The organism is Pseudomonas fluvialis, from assembly GCF_002234375.1.
GTDB classification, from domain to species: Bacteria; Pseudomonadota; Gammaproteobacteria; order Pseudomonadales; family Pseudomonadaceae; genus Aquipseudomonas; species Aquipseudomonas fluvialis.
On sequence record NZ_NMQV01000027.1, the window covers coordinates 38,213 to 57,752 of the forward strand.

The following is a 19,540-nucleotide window of genomic DNA, read 5'->3' on the forward strand; positions in this document are numbered from 1 at the left end:
CGCGTGGCTGGCCGGGTATCAGCCCCTGCCGTTATACTTGCCGGCTTTCCCATTAGCCGTCCCTAAGGGTCCCGCCGCGCATGGACAAGACCTACCAGCCCCACGCCATCGAAACCGCCCTGTACCAGAACTGGGAAGCGAACAACTACTTCGCCCCGCAAGGTTCCGGCGAGCCCTACACCATCATGATCCCGCCGCCGAACGTCACCGGCAGCCTGCACATGGGCCACGGCTTCAACAACTCGATCATGGACTGCCTGGTGCGCTTCCGCCGCATGCAGGGCCGCAACACCCTGTGGCAGCCGGGCACCGACCACGCGGGCATCGCCACGCAGATGGTGGTCGAGCGCCAGCTGGCCGCCGAGGGCATCGGCCGTCATGATCTGGGCCGCGAGAAGTTCCTGGAGAAGGTCTGGGAATGGAAGGAGCAGTCCGGTGGCACCATCACCCGGCAGATCCGTCGCCTGGGCAGCTCGGTGGACTGGTCGCGCGAGCGTTTCACCATGGACGAAGGCCTGTCCGAGGCTGTTAAAGAAGCCTTCGTGCGCCTGCACCAGGACGGCCTGATCTACCGCGGCAAGCGTCTGGTCAACTGGGACACCAAGTTCCACACCGCCATCTCCGACCTCGAAGTGGAAAACCACGACGAGAAGGGCCACCTGTGGAACCTGCGCTACCCGCTGGCCGACGGCAAGAAGACCGCCGAGGGCCTGGACTACCTGATCGTCGCCACCACCCGCCCGGAAACCATGCTCGGCGACTCCGCCGTGGCCGTGCACCCGGAAGACGAGCGCTACAAGGCGCTGATCGGCAGCTACATCGAACTGCCGCTGGTGGGCCGGCGCATCCCGATTATCGCCGACGACTACTGCGACCCCGAGTTCGGCACCGGCTGCGTGAAGATCACCCCGGCCCACGACTTCAACGACTATGAAGTCGGCAAGCGCCACAACCTGCCGCTGATCAACATCTTCGACAAGGACGCCAAGGTTCTCGCCAAGGCCCAGGTGTTCAACATCGACGGCAGCGTCAATGCCGAGATCGACGGCAGCCTGCCAGCCGAATACGCCGGCCTCGACCGTTTCGTCGCGCGCAAGCAGATCGTCGCCGCCTTCGAGGCCGCCGGTCTGCTGGAGAAGATCGAAGACCACGCGCTGAAAGTGCCGAAGGGCGACCGTTCCGGCACCGTGATCGAGCCGTGGCTGACCGACCAGTGGTACGTCTCCACCAAGCCGCTGGCCGAGAAGGCCATCGCCGTGGTCGAGAGCGGCGAGATCCAGTTCGTGCCCAAGCAGTACGAGAACATGTACTTCAGCTGGATGCGCGACATCCAGGACTGGTGCATCAGCCGTCAGCTGTGGTGGGGCCACCGCATCCCGGCCTGGTATGACGAGGCCGGCAACGTCTACGTCGGCCGCGACGAGGCGGAAGTGCGCGCCAAGCACAACCTGGGTGACATCGCCCTGCGCCAGGACGAAGACGTACTGGACACCTGGTTCAGCTCGGGCCTGTGGACCTTCTCCACCCTCGGCTGGCCGCAGCAGACCGACTTCCTCAAGACTTTCCACCCCACGGATGTTCTTGTAACGGGCTTCGATATCATCTTCTTCTGGGTCGCCCGGATGATCATGCTGTCCACCCACCTGACCGGGCAGATCCCGTTCAAGACCGTGTACGTGCACGGTCTGGTGCGCGACGGTCAGGGCCAGAAGATGTCCAAGTCCAAGGGCAACGTGCTCGACCCGCTGGACATCGTCGACGGCATCGACCTCGAAGCCCTGGTGGCCAAGCGCACCAGCGGCATGATGCAGCCCAAGCTGGCCGAGAAGATCGCCAAGCAGACCCGCGCCGAGTTCCCCGAAGGCATCGCCGCCTACGGCACCGACGCCCTGCGCTTCACCAACCTGGCGCTGGCTTCCACCGGTCGTGACATCAAGTTCGACATGGGCCGCGTCGAGGGCTACCGCAACTTCTGCAACAAGCTGTGGAACGCCGCCAACTTCGTCATCGAGAACACCGACAACCAGGACACCGGCATCAACGGTGAGGCCGTCGACCTGTCGCCGGTCGACCGCTGGATCATCTCCGCCCTGCAGCGCTGCGAGCAGGACGTCACCCGCCACCTCGACGCCTTCCGCTTCGACATGGCTGCCCAGGCCCTCTACGAGTTCATCTGGGACGAGTACTGCGCCTGGTACCTGGAGCTGGTCAAGCCGGTATTGTGGGACGAAAACGCGCCGATCGAGCGCCAGCGCGGCACCCGCCGCACCCTGGTGCGCGTGCTGGAAGTGATCCTGCGCCTGGCCCACCCGTTCATGCCCTTCATCACCGAAGAAATCTGGCAGCGCATCAAGCCCCAGGCTGGCGTCAGCGGCGAGACCATCATGCTGCAGGCCTGGCCGGTGGCCAACGAGAGCCGCATCGACGCCGCTGCCGAAGGCGACATCGAGTGGGTCAAGCAGCTGATGCTTGGCGTACGGCAGATCCGTGGCGAGATGAAGATCTCCATGGCCAAGCGCATCGACATCATCGTGCAGAACGCCAATACCGAAGACCTGCGCCGCCTGGCCGACTTCGAGCCGCTGCTCAGCAAGCTGGCCAAGCTGGAATCGGTACGCGTACTGGCCGCTGGCGAGGAAGCGCCGATGTCCGCCACCGCCCTGGTCGGCGAGATGCAGGTACTGGTGCCGATGGCCGGGCTGATCGACAAAGCCGCCGAGCTGGCGCGCCTGGACAAGGAAATCCAGCGCCTGCAGGGCGAAGTGCAGCGCGTCGGCGGCAAGCTCGCTAATGAAGGCTTCGTCGCCAAGGCGCCGGCCGAGGTACTCGACAAGGAGCGCGCCAAGCTGGCCGAGGCCGAAGCGGCGCTGGCCAAACTGGTCGAGCAGCGCGAGAAGATCGCCAATCTGTAAGGCCCTGCCCGCTCCGCCCAACAGGCGGGGCGGGCAGTTCCTGCGCGCCCCTGAGGGTTGGCTGCCCCTGCGACTTTCTGGCCTCTTTCCTGAAAAAACCGTCTGTGATCAAGGCAAGTCGTCAATCCTTTTTGCATCCTGCGCGGCCATGGGACATCCTCAACGAATTCTTTTCAAAACGTTTCGATAACCAACCTTTGGAGCAACCTGCCTATGTTTGCCTATGCCCTGATGGCAACGGTATTCATCATCGGATACCTGTGCATAGCCCTTGAGCATCCACTCAAGATCGACAAGGCCGCCTCGGCCATCCTGACCGCGGTGCTGTGCTGGACCGTACTGGTGCTGGGTGCCGACAGCATCCTGCCGGAGCTGGCCAGTAGCGGTAGCCACGGTATTTCTAGCGAACTGCGCCATCACCTGGGCGAAGTTTCGGAAATCCTGTTCTTCCTGCTCGGCGCGATGACCATCGTCGAACTGATCGATGCCCATGAAGGCTTCAAGGTGATCACCGACCGCATTCGCACCAGCAAGCGCGTGCAACTGCTGTGGATGGTCGGCTTCATCACCTTCTTCCTGTCGGCCGCCCTGGACAACCTGACCACCACCATCGTCATGGTTTCCCTGCTGCGCAAACTGATCAAGGACCAGCACGAGCGCTGGTTCTATGCCGGCATCGTGGTCATCGCCGCCAACGCGGGCGGTGCCTGGTCGCCGATCGGTGATGTGACCACCACCATGCTGTGGATCGGCCATCAGATCACCGCCTCGGGCATCATCGTGCAGCTGATCATCCCCAGCATCGTTTGCCTGCTGGTGCCGCTGCTGGTGCTGAGCTTCACCCTCAAGGGCGAATTCGAGCGTCCGGACAACGGCCACGACGAAGAGCACCAGGACCCGACCACGCCGTTCGAACGCAACCTGGTGTTTATCCTCGGCATCAGCGCCCTGCTGTTTGTACCGGTATTCAAGACCCTCACTGGCCTGCCCCCCTACATGGGCATCTTCCTTGGCCTCGGGGTGCTCTGGGTAGTCACCGAAATCATGCACGGCAGCAAAAATGATGAAGACAAGCATCCGCTGTCCGTAGTCGGCGTGCTGACCCGCGTAGACACCCCCAGCGTGCTGTTCTTCCTCGGCATCCTGCTGGCGGTCTCCAGCCTGGCTACCGCCGGCCACCTGACCCAGGTTGCCACCGCGCTGAAGGACGCCTTCGGCAACATCTACGCCATCAATATCGCCATCGGCCTGCTGTCCTCGGTAGTCGATAACGTACCGCTGGTTGCCGGCGCCATGAAAATGTATCCGCTGGTCACCCCCGAAGCCCTGGCAGCCGCCAGCGACACCGAGTGGCTGCAGCACTTCGTGGTCAATGGCCAGTTCTGGGAGCTGTTGGCCTACTGTGCCGGCACTGGCGGTAGCTGCCTGATCATCGGCTCGGCCGCCGGTGTAGCGGCCATGGGCATGGAGAAGATCAACTTCATCTGGTACCTCAAGCGCATCAGCGGCCTGGCTCTACTCGGCTACCTGGCCGGTGCGGCTACCTATATGGCCATGTTCGCGCTATAACCTGCCCCACCCGGCTCACGCCACTCACACAGCCCGGTTCGCCGGGCTGTGTCATTTAGGGAGCATCCATGCAGACCAGCAAGACCCGCAGCAGTTTTTTGCGCCGCCTGTACCTCGCCTGGCTGATCGACAGCGGCCAGGCCACCAGCATTCCCGCACTGATGGCCGCCACGGGCATGCCCCGCCGCACCGCCCAGGACACCCTGGCGGCCCTTGCCGAACTGGATATCGACTGCCGTTTCGCTCAGGCCGACGGTGCCCGCAACAACAGCGGTGATTACCGCATCCACGACTGGGGCCCGATCAATCCGCGCTGGGTGGCCGAGCACCTGGCCAGCATCAAGGCCACCCTGGGCTATCCCTGATGACGGGTAACAGCCCACTGCTGGCCGTACTCGGCCTGCTGCTGATCACCGTCATACTGTTTATCCGCAACAAACCGCGCATGGACGCCGTCGCCCTGCTGGTGCTGCTGGTATTGCCACTCAGCGGCCTGCTCGACCTGCCCAGCACCCTGGCCGGCTTCAGCGACCCCAACGTCTTGCTGATTGCCGCGCTGTTCGTTATCGGCGATGGCCTGGTGCGCACCGGTATTGCCTATCGCCTCGGCGACTGGCTGGTGGCCCGCGCCGGCAACAGCGAGGTACGCCTGCTGGTCTTGCTGATGCTGGCGGTGGCGGGCCTCGGCTCGGTGATGAGTTCGACCGGCGTGGTGGCCATTTTCATTCCCGTGGTACTGGGCGTGGCCAACCGCCTGCAGATTGCCCCAGCCCGGCTGATGATGCCGCTGGCCTTTGCCGGCCTGATCAGCGGCATGCTCAGCCTGGTCGCCACCCCGGTCAACCTGGTGGTGCAGGGCGAACTGCGCCGCGCCGGACTGGAGGGCTTCGGCTTCTTCAGCATCACGCCGCTGGGTCTGGCCGTGCTGGCCCTGGGCATTGCCTACATGCTGCTATGCCGCCGTTTCCTCGCTGCGGGCAACCCCGCGCAACGCCAGCCGGCAGGCCGCCTGACACATAGCGCGCTGGCCCGTCGCTACCTGCTCGACCAGCGCGAGCGGCGCCTGCAGGTACGTGCCGACTCGCCGCTGGTGCGCCAGGCACTCAACGAACTGGAACTACGCCAGGACTACGGCATCAACGTGATCGCCGTGGAACGCCAGCAGCGTTTTCGCACCCTGCTGCTGGTCGCCCATGGCAACACCCTGCTGGAACCCGGCGACGTACTGCTGGTGGACATCGCCAGCCCGGCCATCGGCCTGCTCGACAGCTATGCCCAGCTGGGCCTGCAGCCACTGCCACTGGAACACGCCTACTACAGCCTGCATGCCCATGAGCTGGGCCTGGCTGAAGTCGCCTTGCCGCCGGAGTCGCAACTACCCGGCAAAACCATCCAGGAGCTGGGCTTCCGCTCGCGCCACCAGCTCAACGTGGTCGGGCTGCGCCGCCACGGCCAGCCGCTGCAGGGCGTGCTGGTCGATGAGCGCCTCAAGCCCAGCGACACCCTGCTGGTCACCGGTAGCTGGAAGGCTATTCATCGCCTGCAACAACAGAGCCGCGATTTCCTCGTGCTCAGCCTGCCGGCAGAAGTCGACGAGGTGGCACCGGCGGCGCGCAAGGCACCTTACGCCCTGCTCAGCCTGGCGGTGATGGTGGCCCTGATGGTCAGCGGCCTGGTGCCCAACGTGCTCGCCGCACTGATCGGCTGCCTGCTGATGGGCGCTTTTCGCTGCATTGACCTGGACAGCGCCTACCGCGCCATTCACTGGCCAACCCTGATCCTGATCATCGGCATGCTGCCCTTCGCCCAGGCCCTGCAACAGACCGGCGGCATCGACCTGGCCGTACAGGCGCTGGTCGGCCTGTTCGGCAGTGCCAGCCCGCCGCTGATCCTCGCCTGCCTGTTCCTGCTCACCGCGACAATTGGCCTGTTCATTTCAAACACCGCCACCGCCGTGCTCATGGCCCCGGTGGCCATTGCCTGTGCCCAGGCCCTGCAGGCCTCGCCGCTGCCCTTCGCGATGACCGTGTGCCTGGCTGCCTCGGCGGCGTTCATGACGCCCATTTCCTCGCCGGTCAACACCCTGGTACTGGGGCCCGGGCAGTACCGCTTCGCCGACTTCGTACGCCTGGGCGTACCTTTCACCCTGCTGGTCATGCTGCTCTGCGTACTGCTGGTGCCCCGGTTGCTGCCCTTCTGAACAAGAAAACGCGCCAGCCAGGCCCAGCTATGGGAAAATCCCCCGCCTGAAATTCCGGATACTCGCCGCGTATGCCCCCTCGCCAACCGCCCAGCCCGCCGCCTTCCCGCCACTCTCCCGAGGGCAAAGGGCAGCTGCACCCCCGCAACCGCCACCAGGGCCGCTACGACTTCCCCGCCCTGCTGCAGGCCCATCCTGCGCTGGCCCGTTTCGTCATCCGCAACCCCTATGGCAAGCCAAGCATCGACTTCGCCGACCCGGCTGCCGTGCGTACCTTCAACCGCGCCCTGCTCGCCCAGCTCTACGGCCTGCACCACTGGGACATTCCCGAAGGCTACCTGTGCCCGCCAGTACCAGGGCGTGCCGACTACCTGCATGGCCTGGCCGACGTACTCGCAACCAGCAATGCCGGCATCATCCCGCGCGGCGAACAGGTCCGGGTGCTGGACATCGGCACCGGGGCCAACTGCATCTACCCACTGCTCGGGCATATCGACTATGGCTGGCAGTTCGTCGGCAGCGATATCGACCCCCAGGCGCTGGCAGCCGCCCAACGCAACCTGGTGGCCAACGGCCTCGACCAGGCCATCGAGCTGCGTCTGCAAAGCCAGCGCACCCAGATCTTCCGGGGGCTGCTGCGTGCCGATGAGCGTTTCCACCTGACCCTGTGCAACCCCCCCTTCCATGCCAGTGCCAGCGAAGCGCACAGCGGCAGCCGGCGCAAATGGCGCAACCTTGGCAAGCTCGACCCCAGCCGGCAGCTGCCCGCCCTCAACTTCGGCGGACAACATAACGAACTCTGGTGCCCCGGCGGCGAGTTGGCCTTCATCCAACAGATGATCGAAGAAAGCCGTGAGCATGCCGCGCAAGTGCTGTGGTTCAGTTGCCTGGTTTCCAAGGCCGGCAACCTGCCGATGCTGCACGCGCGCCTGCGCCAGGTCGGCGCACGGCAGATTCGCCAGGTCGATATGGCACAGGGGCAGAAGCAAAGCCGCTTCCTCGCCTGGAGCTTTCTCGACAACGATCAGCAGGCCGCCTGGCGCCGCGTGTAAGTGACAGGCGAAGCAGCGTGCGGCCTGCTAAACCTTCACACAGGTTCATCCGTAGTTGCCTGGGAGTTGCATGCCACGTCGTTTCCTCTTCTGTCTGCTGCTGACTTGCAGCCTGACCCTGCCAGCCCAGGAAACCCGCCAGACGCTGCACATCAGCGCCGGCGAATGGCCGCCTTACCTGTCCAGCCAGTTGCCGCAGCAAGGCGTAATGGCGCATCTGCTGCGTGACGTCCTGGCCGACGAAGGCTATCAGGTGGAGTTTCGCTTCCTGCCCTGGCCACGCGCCTATGCGGCGGCCGCCGCCGGACGCTTTGCCGCCACGGCGGTGTGGATGCACAAAAGCGAGCGCGAGCAGGACTTCCTCTACAGCGACCCGGTACTCGATGAGCAATTCGTATTCTTCCACCTGCGCGAGGTGCGCTTTGACTGGCAAACGTTCTCAGACTTACGCGGCTTGACCCTCGGCGGTGGTCTGGAATACAGCTACGGCCCGGCATTCGATGCCTTTCTCGAACGCGGCGAGGTGCCTATGGAGCGCGTTTCCAGCGACCAGCAGAATTTCGAGAAACTCCTCAAGGGGCGCATCCAGCTCTACCCCCAGGAACGCAACGTCGGACTGGCCGCCTTGCGCAACCTGCCAGGCGCTGCGGCGCAGATCACCCACCACCCGCGCCCCCTGCTGGTCAACCAGAGCTACCTGCTGTTTCCGAAAAGCCTGCCCGGCAGTGAGCTGTTGCGGCAGCGCTTCGACCAGCGTCTGCAGCAATACCGCGACAGCGGGCGTTATCAACGCTATTTCGATGACCTGGACCAAGGCAAATACAGTGCGCCCCAGGCCACACTGAACCTGCCGTAATTGCAGAGGCCGATTGTTATGCAGGCAACCCCACTCCACGTCCCGCAACGCCTGGCACGGCGTCTCTGGCACAGCCTGCTCGGCAGTCTGGGCCTGCTCCTGCTGGCCGCTCCCCTGCAGGCCGAACAGGGCGTCAGCGCGCAAGTGATCAAGCTGGGCATGGTCAACGCGCAGAGCGGCAACGCCGCCGAGATCGGCATGGGCATGCGCCAGGGTGCCGAAGCCTACCTGCGGCGCATCAATGCCGCCGGCGGCATACATGGCCGCCAGCTGCTGCTATTGAGCCGCGACGACGGCTATGAGCCGGTACGCACCGCGCAACACACCCGCGAGCTGATCGAACAGGCACAGGTGTTTGCCCTGTTCGGCTACGTCGGCACCCCCACCTCGCGGGCCGCCGTGCCTATCGCCGAAGCCCACCAGGTGCCCTACCTGTTCCCATTCAGTGGCGCACAGTTCCTGCGCACCCCGCTACGTCCTGGCGTATTCAACCTGCGCGCAGCCTACTTTGACGAAACAGCCGCACTCGCCAAACACCTACAGCAAGCCCTGCAGGCACAACGCATCGGCCTGCTGATGCAGGACGACTCCTTTGGTGAAACCGTGAAAAGCGGCCTGGTCGCCGCACTGCAAGGGCAGCAACAGGGCCTTGCCGTGGAAGCGCGTATTCGCCGCAATGCGCTGGACGGTATCGAACCGGCCATCACGCAACTGGCCCAGGGACAGCCGGACGCCATCGTCTTCATCGGCACCTACCGACAGCTGGCCAAGGCAATCGCCAGTGCGCGTGCGCAGCGCCTGCAAGCCCCCTTCCTGACGGTTTCCTTCGTGGGTACCGAACCGTTCATCGAACACGCCGGTGCGCTGGCCGAAGGGGTGTATATCAGCCAGGTGATGCCCTCGCCCTACGACACCCGCCTGCCGCTGGTGCGCCGCTACCAGCGCGACATGGGCGACAGCGCCCCAGGCTATGCGTCGCTGGAAGGCTACCTGGCCGCCCAAGTGCTGGTAGAAGCCCTGCGCCGCAGCGGCCCACAGCTGCAGCGCCAACGTTTCATCCGCGAACTCAGCACGCTACATAAGGACTTTGGCGGTTTTACCGTGAGCTTCGCAGCAGACAGCCACCAGGCCTCCAGCACCGTCTACCTCACGCGAGTCAGCCAGGGGCGCGCCCTGCCGCTGCCCTAAGCAAGCGGCAATAGCCGCGACAGGCGCCGCCACAGCCAACGCCCCGTACCCAGGCCGCTGCCCAGCGCCGCCGCCAACAAGGCCAGGCCCAGCGCCAGCAAGGCCAGGCCCAGCGGCACCGCCAGATACATCAGGTAATAGCCATTGGCCGTGTCCAGCCGCCACTGCTCAGCCAGCCAGCCCAGGCCCCACAGGCACAGCGCGCCCAGCAGCAACAGGCAGGCCAGCCCCACCAGCACCCCGGCCAGCAGGCACAGCAAGCCGACCGCCACACGCCACACAACCTCTCTACGACGCGCCATGGGCATGGGCCTCTACTGCTCAGGGGCCAGGGTAATCTGCCGCAGGGTCAGATCACGCGAACTGAACCAGGGCGCATCGCTGGCCACCAACTGATCGCTGTTTGCCACATGCCCCAGCACATAGGGCAGCGCCACACGCGTCCAGCTCATCCCGCCATCCAGCGACAGGTAGTCGCCACCACCGGAAATACTCGCTGCCTGACGCCGCCAGGGCTGCAGCCAGCGCGGCACCTGATGGGAGGCACGCATGCCGAGCACGATGGCCCGTTTGCCCACCTGCAGCGAAGCCACCCCATTGCGCGCCGGCAAGTCGGCAAAGGGCCGCGGCAACGCACTCAAGGTGCGCCAATCCAGGCCACTGGCCGTCAACTCGACCAGTTGCGCTTCGCCCATCAGGCTGCTTTCCCCGAGAATCGCCAGACGACGCCCCTCAGCCTGTGCCAGACGTTCGATGAACACCCCCTCATAACGGCGCAGCGCCTGCACCTGCCAACGACCATCCTGGCGCTGCACAGGCAATGCACTGCTCAGCGCCACCACCCCCCGGATGTATGGCTCGTCGGGATAGCCGTAGGGAAAGCGCTGGCTGACCCAAGCCACGGCACGATCGTTCGCCAAGGGCACCGTGTACAGGCGGATATCGTCATAGCCGGCGCTAGCCAGCTGCGCTCCGGCAGGCAAACGGCTGCGCGCGTATGCCTCGTCAACGAACAACTCTTCTGGCAAGGCCAGCTGCTCCACCGTTTCTCCCGCATCCGGCGAGTAATACAGCGGCACACTGAAGGCTTCCGGTTGCTCGCCGCCCATCTCGGCCATCAGCTCGGCCGTGGCATGGCGCATGCTCATCGACATGGCATCGCCCCACTGCCAGAGCGCCTGGCCAACCTGCTGCGGTGCCAGGTCCAGGGCAAATGCGCTCACACCGGGAAACAGCCCACGCTCCAGCCAATGCCAGGTACGCCCCTGGTCAACCGAGCGGAAGATCACCGTCTGATCAACAGGGCTGTTCGCCGGACGCGGCAGGTCGGTCAGCAGCCACAAGGTGTCATCCGCCGTACTGGCCAGCAGGCACGCCGTGGCCGGCACACTGGCCAACAGACGGAATACCCCCTGCTCATCCAGACGGGATACAAAACTGCGCGCGCGACGCGCGGCAAAGGCAGCCGTGTTCTGCGGCGGCTGCGGCAGCAGGCTCTCCAGCGCCAACGGCGGCGCTTCGTCATGCGGCAAATCGACCGCATAGCCCGCATCATTCTGGCTAGCCACCAGCCAGGTGCCGTGCCGCGTATGCTGCACCCCCTGACAGTCGAACTCGCGGGCCATCTGCTCGGCAAACAGCAGCCGACCGAGTGGCTGGCTGGGCAGCGACGCCCCCTCCAGCACGCCCACGCCACGCAGCAGTGGCAGCAGGTAGCCGAGCACCAGCGCAAGCAGTGCCACGCCCACGAGCCCTGCAACGCCACCTGTCACACTCAGCCAGGGCCTGGCTGTTGATCCTCGCTTCATCGGACGCCCGCTCCCTCAGTCATCCCACCAGGCAGGGCCAGGTTCAGTCCATAGCCATGCCCATCAGCAGGAGCAGGCCGGTCCCCAGCAGTACCAACACGGAAAATACCGTACCGAGGACCGCGAATACCTTCTTGCGCTGCGCCTGGAACAGCCCGCCCACTCCCAATCCAAAAGCCACCAGGGTCAGCCCCATGAAGGTAAACAGCAGCAGGCCGATCAGCAGCGCCTCGGCCGACTCCTCATCAATACCGCCCGGCGTGGACAGTTCCATGAAGCCCGCCGCCATGACCAGGATGAAGATCAGCACAGCCGCAGCGATACTGCTGGCAAACGACGCGATACCCAATCCCGAGTGTTTCAGTTCTTGCATGGCCTTTTCCTTGGTTGAATGAGCCGCTTGTGCCGGCACTTCCGGCGTATCCATGCGCGCCACCGCCAACAGGCCATAACCTCCCAGCGTCAACACACACTCCTCTACCCACACCCGCTCACCGGGCTGAAACTCCCAACGCTCGCCGGCCGGTACCTCACCCTGCAACAGGTAGTGGTCATCGCCCAGACGCTGCGCCGCGACGATACGCCATTGCTCGCTGGGCAGCCCCAGCAGCCGTACATACACATCCTCGGCACTCGCCAGCGTCATGCGTTTCTCCTGCCAGGGCTGCGCCCCAGGGTAGTGGGCATTTCGCCAGCGGCGCGGATATATACCCGAGTGCCGGCAAACGGTCGAGCCAGCCCGAGCAGCCTGTGAAACAGCACACAACAGCCTGCACTAGCCATCCGCCTGCAGCAGCGCATGCAGCGCCGTGAATGGCAGCAGCAACGTGTCGAGCAGCAGGCTGGGCAGGAAATCCACCACGCTCAGGGGCGCCAGTACCTTGTCGTAGGCACAGCCATGATTGTCAGGAACCCCTGACTCACAGGACGCCTGACTGATAATGCTGCTGTTGAGCCGCGTACCGGCATACATCAGGTGCCCATCGGGCGCGACACCCGACGCGGTGGTCAGGGTCGTTGCACAACCGTTCAATAGCGCTACCAGTCCCACCAGCCTGAGCATCCCACCTATCCTGCGCATAGCGCTTCTCCATAGCAGCCATCTTCCCCCACACCAGCCCGCCGGGCATTGCCAGACGGCGCCCTCGCCGGAGCGCATGCGGCCAGCCTCCACGGCAATCGGCCAGACGATTATTGCAACAAAACCAGACTCATAATCCGTGCGCACTGTGGCATGCTGGCCGGCACTCGCCACAGGGCAGCCGCCCCGCAACGCGACAGCGTCCGTTCAGCCCCGCGCAAGCTGCATAGCCTTTTGCAACAGAAGCCCCCCGCATGATTAAGCAAAACCTGATCAAAGCCCTCATTGGACTCATGCTGTTTATCGTCGCCATGGGCCTGCTGGGTATGGCGCTGGAAGAAGAGCTGGTGGTCATCACCACCTGGATTGTCGAACGCATCGGCTTTGCCGGGCTGGCAGCGATCCTCATGGTGACCGACACCCTGGTTACGCCGTTTCCGCCAGACATCCTCCTGGTGGTGATCGCCAACAGCCCGCTGGCGGAGCACTGGCCTGTCTATGTGGGCATTCTGGGCGGGATTTCCGTACTGGCCGGGATGACCGGCTACGGCATTGGCCGCTGGCTCGGACATTTTGCCTGGGCGCAGCGCCTGTTCGGACGCTTCAAGGAAGAACACCATGCGTTCATTCGCAAATATGGCTTCTGGGCCATCGTCATTGGGGCGGTAACGCCCCTGCCCTACTCCGTCACCTGCTGGACAGCCGGCGTACTCAACCTGCGCTGGAGCGTCGTCCTGGCCGCCTCCCTGCTCTTCCGCATTCCGCGCCTGTACCTGTTCTACTGGCTGCTCTCCAGCACCGGCAAGCTCTTGTCGGTCGCCTGAACGGCGCCGCACAGCCCGCACGGTAATCGCTGTACTTAACGTCGGCCAGTCAACGCATCGGCCAGGGCGGCCTCCACAAGGCGCACCCGATTGCGCCCTTGCTCCTTGGCCTGGTACATCGCCTGGTCGGCCCGACTCATCAGGCTGTTCTGGCTCTCGGCATGCCCCTGAAACAGCGCCACACCGATACTCGCCGTGCAACGGTGCTCGATCGGCGCCACCCCCGCCGCAGCCTGCAGCACATAGCATTCAGCCAGACGCAGACGAATCTTCTCCGCCACGCCCAGCGCCTGCTGTGCCGCGCACTCCGCGTGTGTATCCAGCGCACGCAGCAACACCACGAATTCGTCACCCCCTATACGTGCCACCGTATCGGCTTCGCGCACACAGCCTTTCAGACGCAGCGCCACCTCCATCAGCAACAGGTCACCGGCGCCATGCCCATGGGTATCGTTAAGGGGTTTGAAGTTATCCAGGTCCAGATACAGCAATGCGCCAAAGTGACCGCTGCGCTTGCTGGCCCCCATTGCCTGGTCGAGATGCTCCAGCAACAAGCGCCGGTTAGCCAACTGGGTCAGCGTGTCATGGAAGGCCAACTGGCGGATCTGCGCCTCCAGGCGCTTGCGCTCGGTGATATTCCGGGTAATCCCGTGATAACCGACAATCACGCCCTGTTCGTTACGATCAACCTTGGCCAGCACCTCGCCCCACACCAGCCGGCCATCCTTGCAGCGCTGCTGTATCTCGAACGTACGAAACTGCGTGGAACCTGCGCCCGACTCATCCAGCAACGAGGCATTCAACACCGCGCGGACACGCGCACTGGCTTCGTCGGTCAGCAGCTCAAACACCGGCCGACCGATCACCTCGTCAGCCGGGAAACCGCGCAGCCGCTCATCGGCCGGGCTGATGTAGGTAATGATGAAATGGCTGTCCATGCGCCAGTGCACATCCTCGGCATCCTCGGTGAGCATGCGGTAAAACGCCTGGCTCTCATGCAACGCGCGGGTACGCTCCACCACCAGCGCCTGCAAGGCATTGTTCTGCTCCCTGAGGCTTTGCAGCGGATAGACCTCACTGTGCTGCACACTGCGATACGGGATGGAAATACTGCTGTGGGCGATCATCCATGCCGTGCCTTCCAGGCGAAACACCAACACCAGCCGCGCCACCTCCTGCGACAACTGCTGGCCATCCTCGGGCAGATGGATATGGAAAAAGCCGAGCGCCAGCACCAGGTCATCGGCCAGGTCTTGCAGAGCCAGGTCGAGCATCTCGATACCAATGCGCCCCGGCACCTGGGCAAAATCCTGGCGGGTGATACGCACCCACTCATCATGGTCACGCACCAGATTCTGCCCACTGCCGGCGTAGCCGGTGAAGTTCTGGCTAAAACGCCGGGTCAGCCGCTCATCGCGGGCGGCGTACATCTCGATGTACTCGTCGAACAGCTCACGGATGAGGCGCTGGCGGTCCTGCTGCATGGTGCGGATACATCCTGGTCGGGGCGATAGCAGGGGTCAGCGTCAGCAGCCCCTCGGCAAGGGTGAATAGCACGCATGATGCCGCATCGCCATGAGTGCTGCACAGCGCCGCGTCAACCCTAGGCACGGCCAGCAGACCTATCGAGTTTTACCGCGTATTACCGACACGTTCGCGCCTATCCAGCAGCTAACAGCCGTATTACCCGTCCGCACACCGCACTGCGCCGAGCCCACTCCGCAAAGCACACGGCGACGATCAGTCCTCGCCGATATCCTCGTGCCAGACCTCGGGATGGCGGTGAATGTAATCGGTCAGCAGTCGGGCGCAATCGGCAGAGTTCATGTCAATCACCTCAACGCCGCACTCGCGCAACCAGTCGATCCCCCCGGAGAAGGTCGCCGACTCCCCCACCACCACAGCACCAATGCCGAACTGGCGAATCAAGCCGCTGCAATACCAGCAGGGCGCCAGCGTGGTCACCATGATCGTGTCTTTGTAGGTACGCTGCCGACCCGCCTTCCTGAAGGCATCCGTTTCCGCATGCACGGACGGATCACCTTCCTGCACACGCCGATTGTGGCCAGCGCCGAGCAGCACGCCAGCACGGTTGAACAGTGCCGCGCCAATCGGAATGCCACCTTCCGCAAGCCCCTGGCGCGCCTCATCCAGCGCTACCTGCAACATGGCCGGATAATCAAGTGTGCTGCTCACATTGCTCCCTCCTGCAAGACCTGCCCGACGTCCCCAGCAGCGCCCAAGAACGGCATGGCTGCGCGTGACCGGGCAAAGCGTATAACTGGAAAACCGCCCAACACCCGGCTGCCCCCGGTGAGTCGCGCCAGCATGCGCCGTCGCCCAGCACGCTAGAAAAACCCCACAAGGGCATTGAGGGCTACCTTGCACGGCCAAATAACCGCGATGCTCAGGACAATGTCACGCAGCATCCGCCCTTGCGGCTGCCAGCGAATGCTCAGCGCCCAGTCCTCCGACTCGCTCAGCGCATAACGCGCCAGCAAATACATGGCATAGCTGCTTTTCCAGGTGAGAACAAACCCCGCCAGCATGGCCAGCAGGTCTACCCACAGATGCTCGCCTCCGGCGCCAGACAGCCAGGCCATGCAGGCAGCCGTTAACGCCACCGTAAACACCAGGCTATAAAGCAGGGTGACACCCAGGCCACGCGCCAACGCAGCAAGCGCCGACAGGAAAGACCTGTTCCGCTTATCTCTATACATGGTGAAAAAAGCCTTCCCCACTGCGCGAACTACAAAGTGGCCAGGGCGAGCAGTCCACAACAGGCCGGATAGTCAAATGCAACCGCGCTGACGACAAGTGCAAAAGCAACGTTTTACTCACTGCTTGTGAGGAAGGTCCATATAGGTGTTAGCTATTTCCAAGCATATAAGCGCGAAGCTGCCGTTCTTCTCTCATAACAAAGAGGATGAAAACGTGTTTGTCATCTTCACGATAAATAACTCGGCAGGGTGGTGCCACCAGCTCTCTATAAACGGAGTTCGGAAGCTCTGGCGGAGTTCGCCCCGATTGGGGAAAGCTTTCTAGGCGCTTGGTTTTTTCGAAAACAGCGCTGACTAACTGACTTGCTGCTGTGAAATTATCTAGGGCAATGTACTCAGCAATGGCATCCAGCTCTTGGAGGGCGGGCTCCGTCCAGATTACTTCAGCCATTTGCTCATTTTCTCCTTGGCCTCACTGTGGCTGTACGTTCTTCCTTCAAGTACAGCGCGCTCTCCACGTGATAGCCCGTCAAGCAGTGCCAGTCGACGCTGCATGAACTCGTAATCCTCTACATCGACGAGATACGCAGAGGGTTGGCCATGCTCGGTGATCAGTACCGGCTCTTTTGAAACATGGAGGTCTGCCAGGATTTTCGTGGCTTGGCGCTTGAGATTGGTGACGAGCTCAACTTTCATGGTGGCACCCTAGACCAGATCAAAGTGACACTATAGTGTCACTTTTCGGGCGACGCAAGCAGAGCCAAGCTTGGTCAAGGGGCGGGTTTTAGCCGCTCCCAGTGAGTGAAGCGAGCGATTTGTCAGAACGGCAAGATGGTTTTCTGGTGGTTGTGGTGAACAGCAGCACTGTCGGAACAGGCGAGTCCTGCAGCGGAATAAGGCCGATAACAATCATGATCCGCGTGATCGATTGAACGCTTGGCCCCCGCTGCGCGAACTACAGATTGGCCAGGGCGGAAAAGCCCACAACAGGCCGGATATACGAATGCAACCGCGCTGACGACAGGTGCACAAGCAATGCTTTGCTCACTACTTGTGGGGAGAGTTCATATACAGTTGTTAGCAAAAAAATGACGCTCAGAAAACATCACTAAATTTTGCCATAATATCATTATGAAATCTGGAGTCTTCGGCGTATTTTATTATCCATGGAATGTACGGATGTTTATATCCGGCATATTTAGAGAGCAATTTTGTAGCTGGCTCTCCCAAGTTAATTAGCAATGCACTTATGAAATCGATGTAGAGGAAAAAGCCTGTGACAGTTTTATCATCATAGTCGTCTTGGCAATACTCACTTGGATCATCTAGTCGCGAAACCGCCTCAACAAGTATATCGACATCACGCTCATCAATCTTTGCAACGATACTGCGCAAAAAGTCCTTCGATATTTGTGATGAAACAAACTGATCGAAAGCGTCTTTCAACTCTTCAGAAAGATTCACCAATATTCTCCTTTTTTGCTAACGCCTCAAACACCGGCGCAGCTTTGCTGCGTCCGAGTGCTTTGACTTGTTAACTTTTTGATGACCATTTTAAGTACTCGTTAGCTATTTCATTGAATTGATGAATATGCTTTTCTATTTTTTTTGCATCACATGTCTGGCACATCCAAGGCTTACCTTTACCTGTAGGCAGTATCACTGTGTGCTCGCCACATTTTTTACAAGCAAGAAAATCATAAACACCAGATACTGGCTCAAACAAATCACACTCCACATCAGGTCTTGCGCCTGCTAGTGCCGCTACGTCCTCGAATTTATATTTATTGCTAATGAAGAGATATTTTAGCTTTCTTAGTTTTGCAAGGGGTAAAAGCCCATCTTGTTCCACCATAAATGTCCCAAGTGATAGCCAGTAAAGCTCCTGAAGCGAAGTTAATGGCTCCAGAGTTTTGGCTTTTAAGTACTTGATACTGTTCCCATCACCTGCAATAGAAAGCCCCTTTAAGTTAATGAGATTCTTAGTAAATGATAAATCTTCGCAGGCCCTTATATTTTCAAGTTCCAACCATTCAAGGGCTGGAAGCTGACCAAGAGGTTCAAGAGGTGCCAAAGAAGGAGAGCTACCAATATGGAGATACCTAAGACTTTTTGCCTTAGTGATTTTGTCTATTGATTTTATTCCGCTCCATTTAATATAGAGACCTTTTATTGACTTCATCTCACATACAGCATCAAACAACTCTTGAGTTGTCCTTGATGAAAACCAAATATATTCGACGTTGTCCATATCTGGTAATGATTCACACCAAGAATTAACCAGCTTCTTTTGTGCACTAGGTTTTAATTCTGTCTGTGTGCATACGATATTCAGTCGATCACTTCCATCATACTCTGACGGATAGCGAATTGATTTTGGCGGAAAGTCTTTTGTTGGGCGGCAATACCAAAAACTATGAGATGGCTGAACGTCTTCACTTCTTAAATGCATTTCTTGCTTCATCAAATCCATGAAGCCCTGAAGCACCTCTTTTGAGGATTTGGCCTTAGACTTTTCTCTGTAGAGAGTAAATTCATCCTTGCTATCTGCCATAAATACTCGATCTCTGATTTAAAGTTAACGCCGCCAACACAGGCCGAGCGACGGCGAGGTCCAGCCCGCGTTTTTTTTGCGGGCGATTGTGCTTGGCCTTGTTAACTGCTGAATATTTCACAAACTGCATCCCAGATTTTTGATTGATAATTTTTAGCGAAGTCTGGAGGAATATGGTAACCATCGTATCCTACGCCTAACTCCTCTTCTTTGTCAGGATCTTCGCCGATAAACGAAGATGCTACATATTCACTTATGGCATCTTCTACCAAAAGCTGCAATGCCTCATAATATTTCTCTGGAATGTTGGCCGATTTACGAACTTGATCAAAAACAAGTGCAAACTTATACCATGAATCTACTTCACTTTCTGGCGAAGAAAATAACTTTGCCCCATCAAGAAATGGCTCACCGAAGTAGAAGCCAAGGACCTCATCAATAAACTTTGATTTATCTTCGATAGTCATAGTTGCCATGTGCAGTTAACGTTTGGTTAAGGGGCGGGCTTTAGCCCGTCCCAGTGAGCGAAGCGAACGATTTGAATGCTGTAATGGACTTCCCCCACACCACCCTTCTATACCAAGCATCGTGGTGGCTGAAATTGGGAGAGTCGGTATGAAACGCATTGCAGTTGATCTGGCCAAATCCGTTTACCAAGTTGCCGAGAGTGTCCGTTCCGGCCAGGTGGTGCAGCGCAAGCGGCTGAACCGAGAGGCGTTCCGGCGATATATACAGGAGCAGGCCGAGCCGGTCGAGTAACCCGCTCGCCCTGCCGC

20 protein-coding genes and 1 pseudogene are annotated in these 19,540 nt (G+C 60.9%); 9 read left to right on the forward strand and 12 right to left on the reverse strand.

Going from position 1 to position 19,540, the window contains the following annotated elements:
• Positions 1–80: 80 nt before the first annotated feature.
• The 7 genes from CFY91_RS14000 (at position 81) to CFY91_RS14030 (ending at position 9,777) form a co-directional block, all read left to right on the forward strand.
• Positions 81–2,912, forward strand: a complete 2,832-nt coding sequence (locus CFY91_RS14000; protein ID WP_093986996.1) for a valine--tRNA ligase — start codon at positions 81–83, stop codon at positions 2,910–2,912.
• 213 nt (positions 2,913–3,125) lie between these two features.
• Positions 3,126–4,481 (forward strand): sodium:proton antiporter NhaD, encoded by a 1,356-nt coding sequence (nhaD, locus tag CFY91_RS14005; RefSeq protein WP_093986998.1) that lies wholly within the window; start codon positions 3,126–3,128, stop codon positions 4,479–4,481.
• 68 nt (positions 4,482–4,549) lie between these two features.
• Positions 4,550–4,846, forward strand: coding sequence for a winged helix-turn-helix domain-containing protein (locus CFY91_RS14010; RefSeq protein ID WP_093986999.1), 297 nt, complete (start codon positions 4,550–4,552; stop codon positions 4,844–4,846).
• A complete protein-coding gene (locus CFY91_RS14015; protein WP_093987000.1) occupies positions 4,846–6,681 on the forward strand; it encodes an SLC13 family permease in 1,836 nt (611 codons plus the stop codon). Before CFY91_RS14010 ends, CFY91_RS14015 begins: the two co-directional genes overlap by 1 nt.
• Before the next feature lie 71 nt (positions 6,682–6,752).
• Positions 6,753–7,733 carry a 23S rRNA (adenine(1618)-N(6))-methyltransferase RlmF gene (gene rlmF, locus CFY91_RS14020; RefSeq protein ID WP_093987001.1) on the forward strand — a complete coding sequence of 327 codons (981 nt, stop codon included), beginning with the start codon at positions 6,753–6,755 and terminating at the stop codon, positions 7,731–7,733.
• Between the two features lie 70 nt (positions 7,734–7,803).
• Positions 7,804–8,589 carry a substrate-binding periplasmic protein gene (locus CFY91_RS14025; protein ID WP_093987003.1) on the forward strand — a complete coding sequence of 262 codons (786 nt, stop codon included), beginning with the start codon at positions 7,804–7,806 and terminating at the stop codon, positions 8,587–8,589.
• An 18-nt stretch (positions 8,590–8,607) separates the two neighbouring features.
• Entirely contained in the window at positions 8,608–9,777 is a 1,170-nt protein-coding gene (locus CFY91_RS14030) for an ABC transporter substrate-binding protein (RefSeq protein ID WP_093987004.1), read from the forward strand.
• Here CFY91_RS14030 and CFY91_RS14035 read toward each other — a convergent pair.
• From CFY91_RS14035 to CFY91_RS14050, 4 genes are all read right to left on the reverse strand, one after another.
• Positions 9,774–10,079: a hypothetical protein gene (locus tag CFY91_RS14035; protein WP_133063692.1), complete on the reverse strand. Its 306-nt coding sequence runs from the start codon at positions 10,077–10,079 to the stop codon at positions 9,774–9,776. The genes CFY91_RS14030 and CFY91_RS14035 overlap by 4 nt on opposite strands.
• Before the next feature lie 12 nt (positions 10,080–10,091).
• Positions 10,092–11,519 carry a hypothetical protein gene (locus tag CFY91_RS14040; RefSeq protein ID WP_133063693.1) on the reverse strand — a complete coding sequence of 476 codons (1,428 nt, stop codon included), beginning with the start codon at positions 11,517–11,519 and terminating at the stop codon, positions 10,092–10,094.
• A gap of 109 nt (positions 11,520–11,628) precedes the next feature.
• Complete coding sequence (locus CFY91_RS16120) at positions 11,629–12,231, reverse strand: hypothetical protein (RefSeq protein WP_207759397.1); 603 nt, start codon at positions 12,229–12,231, stop codon at positions 11,629–11,631.
• Positions 12,232–12,360: 129 nt separating this feature from the next.
• Positions 12,361–12,648, reverse strand: a complete 288-nt coding sequence (locus CFY91_RS14050) for a YceK/YidQ family lipoprotein (RefSeq protein WP_165765331.1) — start codon at positions 12,646–12,648, stop codon at positions 12,361–12,363.
• A gap of 272 nt (positions 12,649–12,920) precedes the next feature.
• Here CFY91_RS14050 and CFY91_RS14055 point away from each other — a divergent pair, with 272 nt between their 5' ends.
• Complete coding sequence (locus CFY91_RS14055) at positions 12,921–13,490, forward strand: YqaA family protein (RefSeq protein WP_093987011.1); 570 nt, start codon at positions 12,921–12,923, stop codon at positions 13,488–13,490.
• Positions 13,491–13,525: 35 nt separating this feature from the next.
• Here CFY91_RS14055 and CFY91_RS14060 read toward each other — a convergent pair whose 3' ends face one another.
• The 8 genes from CFY91_RS14060 to CFY91_RS15935 all read right to left on the reverse strand — a co-directional run bounded on the left by CFY91_RS14060 (position 13,526) and on the right by CFY91_RS15935 (position 19,231).
• A complete protein-coding gene (locus tag CFY91_RS14060; RefSeq protein WP_093987012.1) occupies positions 13,526–14,974 on the reverse strand; it encodes a diguanylate cyclase domain-containing protein in 1,449 nt (482 codons plus the stop codon).
• A gap of 256 nt (positions 14,975–15,230) precedes the next feature.
• Positions 15,231–15,686 (reverse strand): nucleoside deaminase, encoded by a 456-nt coding sequence (locus CFY91_RS14065; RefSeq protein ID WP_093987013.1) that lies wholly within the window; start codon positions 15,684–15,686, stop codon positions 15,231–15,233.
• Between the two features lie 152 nt (positions 15,687–15,838).
• Positions 15,839–16,210, reverse strand: a complete 372-nt coding sequence (locus CFY91_RS14070) for a hypothetical protein (protein ID WP_133063694.1) — start codon at positions 16,208–16,210, stop codon at positions 15,839–15,841.
• A 148-nt stretch (positions 16,211–16,358) separates the two neighbouring features.
• The gene (locus tag CFY91_RS14075; protein ID WP_093987016.1) at positions 16,359–16,661 is read right to left on the reverse strand and encodes a type II toxin-antitoxin system RelE/ParE family toxin; all 303 of its coding nucleotides are present in this window, start codon (positions 16,659–16,661) and stop codon (positions 16,359–16,361) included.
• Positions 16,649–16,906 (reverse strand): type II toxin-antitoxin system Phd/YefM family antitoxin, encoded by a 258-nt coding sequence (locus CFY91_RS14080; RefSeq protein ID WP_093987018.1) that lies wholly within the window; start codon positions 16,904–16,906, stop codon positions 16,649–16,651. Before CFY91_RS14080 ends, CFY91_RS14075 begins: the two co-directional genes overlap by 13 nt.
• A 399-nt stretch (positions 16,907–17,305) precedes the next feature.
• Positions 17,306–17,674 (reverse strand): hypothetical protein, encoded by a 369-nt coding sequence (locus tag CFY91_RS14085; protein WP_093987020.1) that lies wholly within the window; start codon positions 17,672–17,674, stop codon positions 17,306–17,308.
• Positions 17,675–17,744: 70 nt separating this feature from the next.
• Positions 17,745–18,764, reverse strand: coding sequence for a leucine-rich repeat domain-containing protein (locus CFY91_RS15930; protein ID WP_133063695.1), 1,020 nt, complete (start codon positions 18,762–18,764; stop codon positions 17,745–17,747).
• 101 nt (positions 18,765–18,865) lie between these two features.
• The gene (locus CFY91_RS15935; RefSeq protein WP_133063696.1) at positions 18,866–19,231 is read right to left on the reverse strand and encodes a hypothetical protein; all 366 of its coding nucleotides are present in this window, start codon (positions 19,229–19,231) and stop codon (positions 18,866–18,868) included.
• A 148-nt stretch (positions 19,232–19,379) separates the two neighbouring features.
• On the opposite strand from CFY91_RS15935, the pseudogene CFY91_RS15790 reads away from it, so the two are divergent.
• Positions 19,380–19,520 (forward strand): annotated as a pseudogene (locus CFY91_RS15790) (IS110 family transposase); the annotation flags it as partial.
• Positions 19,521–19,540: the final 20 nt, after the last annotated feature.

Coding starts and splice junctions, on each gene's coding strand:
- CFY91_RS14060 (WP_093987012.1), bottom strand. CDS start 14,974: ATGCAGCAGGACCGCCAGCGCCTCATCCGTGAGCTGTTCGACGAGTAC.
- CFY91_RS14010 (WP_093986999.1), top strand. CDS start 4,550: ATGCAGACCAGCAAGACCCGCAGCAGTTTTTTGCGCCGCCTGTACCTC.
- CFY91_RS14000 (WP_093986996.1), top strand. CDS start 81: ATGGACAAGACCTACCAGCCCCACGCCATCGAAACCGCCCTGTACCAG.
- CFY91_RS16120 (WP_207759397.1), bottom strand. CDS start 12,231: ATGACGCTGGCGAGTGCCGAGGATGTGTATGTACGGCTGCTGGGGCTG.
- CFY91_RS14075 (WP_093987016.1), bottom strand. CDS start 16,661: ATGGCTGAAGTAATCTGGACGGAGCCCGCCCTCCAAGAGCTGGATGCC.
- CFY91_RS14015 (WP_093987000.1), top strand. CDS start 4,846: ATGACGGGTAACAGCCCACTGCTGGCCGTACTCGGCCTGCTGCTGATC.
- CFY91_RS14050 (WP_165765331.1), bottom strand. CDS start 12,648: ATGCTCAGGCTGGTGGGACTGGTAGCGCTATTGAACGGTTGTGCAACG.
- nhaD (WP_093986998.1), top strand. CDS start 3,126: ATGTTTGCCTATGCCCTGATGGCAACGGTATTCATCATCGGATACCTG.
- CFY91_RS14035 (WP_133063692.1), bottom strand. CDS start 10,079: ATGGCGCGTCGTAGAGAGGTTGTGTGGCGTGTGGCGGTCGGCTTGCTG.
- rlmF (WP_093987001.1), top strand. CDS start 6,753: ATGCCCCCTCGCCAACCGCCCAGCCCGCCGCCTTCCCGCCACTCTCCC.
- CFY91_RS14055 (WP_093987011.1), top strand. CDS start 12,921: ATGATTAAGCAAAACCTGATCAAAGCCCTCATTGGACTCATGCTGTTT.
- CFY91_RS14030 (WP_093987004.1), top strand. CDS start 8,608: ATGCAGGCAACCCCACTCCACGTCCCGCAACGCCTGGCACGGCGTCTC.
- CFY91_RS15930 (WP_133063695.1), bottom strand. CDS start 18,764: ATGGCAGATAGCAAGGATGAATTTACTCTCTACAGAGAAAAGTCTAAG.
- CFY91_RS14025 (WP_093987003.1), top strand. CDS start 7,804: ATGCCACGTCGTTTCCTCTTCTGTCTGCTGCTGACTTGCAGCCTGACC.
- CFY91_RS14080 (WP_093987018.1), bottom strand. CDS start 16,906: ATGAAAGTTGAGCTCGTCACCAATCTCAAGCGCCAAGCCACGAAAATC.
- CFY91_RS15935 (WP_133063696.1), bottom strand. CDS start 19,231: ATGACTATCGAAGATAAATCAAAGTTTATTGATGAGGTCCTTGGCTTC.
- CFY91_RS14070 (WP_133063694.1), bottom strand. CDS start 16,210: ATGTATAGAGATAAGCGGAACAGGTCTTTCCTGTCGGCGCTTGCTGCG.